The following is a 4,375-nucleotide window of genomic DNA, read 5'->3' as shown; positions in this document are numbered from 1 at the left end:
CGCCCGGGGCGGCGCGGCCGGTCGCCGGAGAGGTGTCCCGCCCGGCCGCGGGGGACGCGCCGCCGCGCTCCCGCCCGGTCATGCCAGGAACCCGGAGGACGGGCGCAGCACGACGCGGCGCGGCGGGACGGCGTCGAGGGGCCGCATCGCGGCGACCTCGCGCAGGACGTCGGTGGTCACGGCCGCGAAGTCTGCCACCGGACCGTCCCCCGCGTCGCGCCGCCAGGCGCACGAGGTGCGCAGCACCGGGGACCCGTCGGCGAGCGGCCGCCACACCGCGCCGCCGCCCCCGTCCTGGCCTGCGCCGCCGCCTGTGGCGGGTATGTCGGCCGGGCGGGGGACGAGGGCGACGGCCGTCCCGGACAGGACGAGTCCCAGCGCGAACTGCGGGTGCCGGGCCTGGTGGACGACGGGGGGTTCGTAGCCGCCGCGGCGGCAGGCGGCCAGCAGGTCGTCGTGGGCGCCGGGCGCCTCCTCGCGGGGGAAGAGCACCAGGTCGCGTCCCGCGAACGCGTCCACCGGCGGTTCGGGGAGGGCGGCGAGGGGGTCGTCGGCCGCGAGCAGGACGCCGAGGGGCTGGGCGAGCATGGGGCCGAGCGACAGGCCGCGGGTGTCGCAGGGGTGGCGCAGCACCGCGACGTCGATCGAGCCGTCCGCGAGCGCGCGGACCTGCTCGGCGGTGCCGGTCTCGCTCAGCGTGAGCCGCAGGTCGGGGCGGCGGTCGCGGAAGGCGGCCACCAGCGCCGCGACCACGTCGCCGCCGAGGTCGGACGGCAGGCCGGCGCGGACGAGACCGACCTCGCCGCTGCGGGACCGCTCGGCGAGTTCGCGGATGCGGTCCACCCGGCCGAGGACGTCGCGCGCCTCGGGCAGCAGCAGCCGTCCGGCGGCGGTCAGCTCGACCCGCCGGCTCGTCCGGTCGAAGAGTCGCACCCCGAGCTCGTCCTCCAGCCTCCTGATGCGCTGGCTCAGCGGTGGCTGGGCCATGCCGAGCCGCTCCGCCGCGTGGCCGAAGTGCAGTTCCTCGGCGACGACGACGAAGTGGGCGAGATGCCCGACGATGTCCATGAGCTGGAACGATATCAATCCGCATACCGCTGCGGGATCGATAGCACTCTTGGACACGGCCCCGATGACCTGGTGTTCTGTGAGCTCACCGCATCGAAGGGGGATGTCATGACGCGATCCCGGTGGGCGGCGGTCGCCGCCGCCGTGGCTGCCGTCGTGCTCGTGGGGGCGGGCGCGTTCTGGCTGCTCGGAAGCGACGGTGGGCCGAAGGACACCGCCGCGAGGTTCACCGCCGCGTGGAGCCGCGGCGACTACGCGGCGATGCGCGACCTCAGCGCGGGGGCGCCCGCCGACCTCACCGCGCGGCTCGCCAAGCAGCGCGACGACCTGGGGGCGACGGCGCAGGAGTACAAGGTCGCCTCGGTCGGCAAGCCGAAGGGCGGCGAGGCGGGCGGCGCGTACTCCGCGCGGCTCACCCTCGCCGGGGGCCGCGTCTGGAGCTACGACGGGACGCTGGGGTTCACCAAGTCGGGCGGGAAGTGGAAGGTGGACTGGGCACCGACCGTCCTCTACCCGACCCTCAAGGAGGGGCAGCGATTGCAGGCCGCGCGCGCCTGGCCGAACCGCGGGCGGATCGAGTACGCGGACGGGTCGTCCATGGAGGGGTCGTCGTCCGGGTCCGTCCAGCAGCTCGTGGGGCCGGTCGGCCCGGCGGCCGACGACGTGGTGAAGAAGCTCGGCGCGCCTTACCGCAAGGGCGACACGGTCGGCGTGGACGGCCTGAACAAGCAGTACGAGAAGCGGCTCGCCGGGACGCCGGCGCTGACCGTCCAGATCGTGGACGCGGGCGGCCGGCCGGTCACCACGCTCAAGCGGTTCGGCGGCCAGGACGGCTCGCCGCTGCGCACCACCGTCGACGCCCGGGTCCAGAAGGCCGCCGGGCAGGCGCTGTCGGCCGTGGACAAGCCCGCCTCGGTCGTCGCGCTGCGCCCGTCCACCGGGGAGATCCTGGCGGTCGCGAACAAGCCGGGCGGGCTGAACCGCGCGCTGCTCGGCCACTACCCGCCGGGCTCGACGTTCAAGGTCGTCACGGCCGCCGCGCTCGTCGCGGGCGGGATGGACGCGGGCACCCCGGTCCCGTGTCCCGCCACGATCAACATCGGCGGCCGGACGTTCAAGAACTACCAGCACGAGAGCTTCGGGACGCCGCCGCTGCGGGAGGCCTTCGCGCACTCCTGCAACACCACGTTCGCGCAGCTCGCGGTCCAGAAGCTGGGCCGGGAGAAGCTGACGGCGGTGGCGCAGCAGTTCGGGTTCAACGCGCCGGTCGTCGGTGGTCTGCCCGCGGTCCGGGCCCTCTTTCCCGCGGCCAAGGACGACACCGCGTTCGCCGCCGAGGCGTTCGGCCAGGGCGAGGTGCTGACCAGCCCGCTGAACATGGCGAGCGTCGCGGGCGCGGCGGCCGACGGCACCTGGCGGACGCCCCGGATCGTCGCCGCCGACCTCGCGCCGCAGGCCGCCGACGCGGCCGGACGCAGGCCGGAGCCGCCGCACCGCCTGGACCCGGCGGTCAAGACGGCGCTGCACTCGCTGATGCCGGCCGTCGTGACCGAGGGCACCGCGCACGCCGTGAGCTTCCCGTCCGGGACGGCGGGCAAGACCGGCACGGCCGAGTTCGGCGGCGGCGAGAACCCGCCCACGCACGCCTGGTTCATCGGCTACCGGGGCGACCTGGCGTTCGCGGTGATCGTCGAGGGCGGCGGGACGGGCGCGGAGGCGGCCGCGCCGATCGCCGCGTCCTTCCTGAAGGCCGTCTCCTGAGCGCCCGCCCGCGGCGTTGAACGGTTGTTGATCGGGATCCGGCACGCTGGGGTCAGACGGGCCGGGTGCGAATGACGGTCGACCTCGTTTCTTGGCGGGGGCGGGGTCAGGATCTCCGTCGGCTACGGGCGCGCCCGGCCCGACCCCCCAAAGTGTCGGGTGCCGACGGGTACGTCCTCCAGGCGTTGCGGGCGACCCGTCGGCCCCCGCCACGACGGTCCCTCACGCGGGCTGGCCAAGGCGGCGGGGACGGCCCGCGGGACGGTCACTCCCCGAGATTGGCGCGGACGGCCTCCGCCTCCGGGACGCCCTGGTCCTCGAAGATGCGCAGGGCCTCGGTCCAGTGCGTCCGGGCGGATTCGGGATCGCCACGCGCCGCCAGGGACCGGGCGAGGGCGTCGAGGGCCATGCCCTGCCCCCACGGATCACCGGTCTCGGCGAGGACGGCCAGCGCGCGCCGCGCGTCCGCCTCGGCGGTCTCGGCGTCCCCGAGCTCCAGCCGCGCGAGCGCGACGCGGAACAACGCCAGCCCCTCCCACACGCGGTAACCCCCGTCCCGGAAGCGCTCCAACGCCTCCAGATGCAGGCCCAGGACATCGGCGCGCCCGAGAACACCCGCGTCTTCGTGGTTTCCGGGCGTGGCGCGGATGGCGTCTAAGACGACGCCGGCCTGGTAGAGGGCGTATCCGATGCCGTAGGTGCCGCCGAGTTCCCGGTGCAGGGCGAGTCCGGCGGTCACGGCTTCGACGGCCGCGGACGGACGTCCGGTGTCGAGCAGGGAGCGGCCCATGGCGGCCAGGGTGATCCCCTCGCCGTGCCGGTCGCCGTGGGCGCGGAACGCGGCGAGCGCGTCGCGGTCGAAGCCGAGCGCCTCCTCGTGCCGTCCGCGCAGGTAGGCGCAGTTGCCGAGGCGGCCGAGGGCGTCCGCGGCGGTCCAGGTGTCGCCGGTCTCGCGGGCCCGCCGGAGGGCGACCCGGCAGGCGGCCTCCGCCTCGGCGATCCGGTTGGCCTGGTAGTGGAGCCAGCCGAGCAGCAGGTGGGCGCGGCCCTCGGCGCGCGGGTCGCCGTGCTCCCGCGCGGCCCCGACCACCGCGTGCGCCGCCTGTTCGCAGGCGCGGGGGTGGAATCCCGAGTTCACGAGCGTGTCGGTGAGCAGCAGCAGGTCGGCGGCCGGGCCGGTCAGCCCGGCGCGCGCGGCCTGGCCGATCAGTGCGAGCAGCCCGGGGGCCTCGGTGAAGAACCGGTCGCGGGCGGTCCGCTCGTCCGGCGGGGACGCCCCGGACCGTCCTGCCGTCCCCGCCCGTCCTGCCGTCCCCGCCCGTCCGGGCGTCCCCGCCCGTCCGTCGCCGGGATGGATCGCCAGGTGCGCGGCGCGGGCCTCGGCGAGGCCGAAGTCGACCAGGCGGCGCAGCGCGGCGTCGCGCTCGGCGGCGGGCTCCTCCGCCTCGGCGCGCTGCCGCGCGTACAGCCGGAGCAGGTCGTGGTAGCGGTACCGGCCGGGCGCGGGCGAGCGCAGCAGGCTCGCCCGCTCCAGCGCGCGGCACAG

3 protein-coding genes are annotated in these 4,375 nt (G+C 76.2%); 1 reads left to right on the top strand and 2 read right to left on the bottom strand.

Annotated elements, in window-relative coordinates; translation table 11 throughout:
- Positions 1 to 78: 78 nt before the first annotated feature.
- Positions 79 to 1,068 (bottom strand): LysR family transcriptional regulator, encoded by a 990-nt coding sequence (locus tag DZF91_RS27650; protein WP_117360071.1) that lies wholly within the window; start codon positions 1,066 to 1,068, stop codon positions 79 to 81.
- A 108-nt stretch (positions 1,069 to 1,176) separates the two neighbouring features.
- Between DZF91_RS27650 and DZF91_RS27645 the strand changes: the two genes are divergently transcribed.
- Positions 1,177 to 2,829, top strand: coding sequence for a penicillin-binding transpeptidase domain-containing protein (locus DZF91_RS27645; protein WP_117360070.1), 1,653 nt, complete (start codon positions 1,177 to 1,179; stop codon positions 2,827 to 2,829).
- Between the two features lie 265 nt (positions 2,830 to 3,094).
- On the opposite strand, the gene DZF91_RS27640 is transcribed toward DZF91_RS27645, so the two are convergent.
- Positions 3,095 to 4,375: tetratricopeptide repeat protein (locus tag DZF91_RS27640; protein WP_147341416.1), on the bottom strand; the 1,281-nt coding region annotated here is incomplete at its 5' end.

This window comes from Actinomadura logoneensis (assembly GCF_003428695.1).
In the GTDB taxonomy this organism is placed as follows: domain Bacteria; phylum Actinomycetota; class Actinomycetes; order Streptosporangiales; family Streptosporangiaceae; genus Spirillospora; species Spirillospora logoneensis.
The sequence above is the reverse complement of the archived record's forward strand: the minus strand, read 5'-3'. Positions and strand labels throughout refer to the sequence as shown.

Coding starts and splice junctions, on each gene's coding strand:
- DZF91_RS27650 (WP_117360071.1), bottom strand. CDS start 1,068: ATGGACATCGTCGGGCATCTCGCCCACTTCGTCGTCGTCGCCGAGGAA.
- DZF91_RS27645 (WP_117360070.1), top strand. CDS start 1,177: ATGACGCGATCCCGGTGGGCGGCGGTCGCCGCCGCCGTGGCTGCCGTC.